Source organism: Geomonas sp., assembly GCF_056994735.1.
The window spans coordinates 1-1,791 of sequence record NZ_JBXKJL010000189.1; the positions used below are offsets into that span (position 1 = coordinate 1).

At 63.7% G+C, this 1,791-nt stretch carries 2 protein-coding genes; both read left to right on the forward strand.

Annotation, left to right across the window (positions count from 1 at the left end):
• Positions 1–913 (forward strand): TolC family protein (locus tag AC11W3_RS08590; protein WP_484092834.1); only part of this gene is annotated, 913 nt, incomplete at its 5' end.
• 117 nt (positions 914–1,030) lie between these two features.
• Positions 1,031–1,791: HlyD family secretion protein (locus tag AC11W3_RS08595; protein ID WP_484092835.1), on the forward strand; the 761-nt coding region annotated here is incomplete at its 3' end.

Here is a 1,791-nt window from a genome sequence, read left to right on the forward strand (position 1 = left end):
ACGCATGCAGGCGGAAGCGGCCAAGAACAGCTACGCAGCCTCGGAGCAGGATCTCTTCCTCCAGGTGGTCCGCGCCTATTACGGCATCCTGGAAGCCGAGAAAGTGGTCACAGCGGCCAACGATGAGCTCCTTTCCATGACCTCCCATCTCAAGACCGCACAGGCCCTCTTTGACGAGGGAGTGGTGACCAGAAACGACCTCCTCCAGGCGCAGGTGCGGGTGGCGAACGGCAGGCAGAGGCTGCTGAGCGCCAGGAACGCGGTGGAGAACGGCTGGCTCCAGCTGAACTACCTGGTGGGGGAGCCCCCGAACGTCAGGGGCCAGTTGCAGGAGGATACCATCGCCCCGCTCCCGGCCGCTAACGAGGCCGCGCCCGACCTCACCAGGCGCACGGAGCTTGCCGCCCTCAGAAATGCGGTGACGGCAAGCGATTACTCCGTGAAGGAGGCCAAAACCAGCTACTACCCTGAACTCTTCGCGAAACTGGGCCTGGACTACGTACAGAACAGTTTCGTCCGGGAACAGGCCATCATGTACGCCACGCTGGGGGTCAAGGTCAACCTCTTCGACGGGGGGGCCAAGACCCACCGGCTCCGCCAGGCGGTCCAGGCCAGAAGCCGGGACGAGGAGAGGTTGCGGGACCTGGAAGACAAGGTGAGGCTGGAGCTGGCTACGGCCCGGAATGACCTGCAGGTGGCTGCGGCGAGGATCAAGGTCGCGGAAGAGGCCATCACCCAGGGGATGGAAAACCTCCGCATCAACAAGGACCGCTACGCCGAAAAGGTCGGCACCGCCACCGACGTCGTCGACGCCCAGACGCTGCTGACCCAGACCCGCACCGACTACTACCAGAGCGTCTTCGATTACCAGGTCGCGGCGGCGAGAGTGAAGAGGGCAACGGGAAGCCTTTGAGAGGCGGATCGAGACACGGATTGGGTAATTAAAGAATAGACAATGTCGAGATCGGAGCAGGAACAGCAGCAACGACTGCTTGCCCGGACCCTGATCCGCGCTGAAGTTGAGGAAATCATGGCTGAAGAAACACAGATAGAGACAACGCCGGAAGAGCCGAAAGCATCCCGCTCCGGCATGAGCAAGAGAAAGCGCGGCGGCATCATCCTCGTCATCATCCTGGTGTTCGCGACCGTTTTCGGCCTGCGGCAATGGGTGCGAGGCAAGACCCATATCGAGACCGACGACGCCTTCATCGAGTCCCATATCCACAACGTCTCCAGCAGGATACCTGCCCTGGTGAAGAGGGTGGCGGTGACCGACAACCAGTTCGTCCACAAGGGCGACCTGTTGTTGGAGCTCGACGATTCCGACTACCGCGCCCGGGTCAGGACCGCCACGGCTTCACTGGAGATGGCCAGGAACGAGACCTCCGGGGAGTATGCCCAGGTGCAGAGCGCCAATGCCAGCGTCGGGCTCGCCAAGGCCAGGCTGGAGCAGGCCAGCATCGACCTGCGCCGCGGCGAGAAGCTCTACGCCAAGGAAGTGGTACCCCGCGAGCAGCTGGAAAAACTGCAGACGGCGAGAACTATGGCCGAGATGCAGCTCCGCGAGGCGCAGCAGGGGGAGCAGCGGGCCAAGGCGGTGCTGGGCTTGACCACCGGCGGCTCCAAGGATGCCCGGATAGCCCAGAGGCAGGGGGAGCTGGAGACGGCGGCCCTCAACCTCTCCTACGTGCGCATCGTGGCGCCGACCGACGGCTACGTGACCAGAAGGACCGTGGAGGCCGGGAACTACGTGCAGCCGGGGCAGGCGCTGCTGGCGCTGGTGACCCTGGA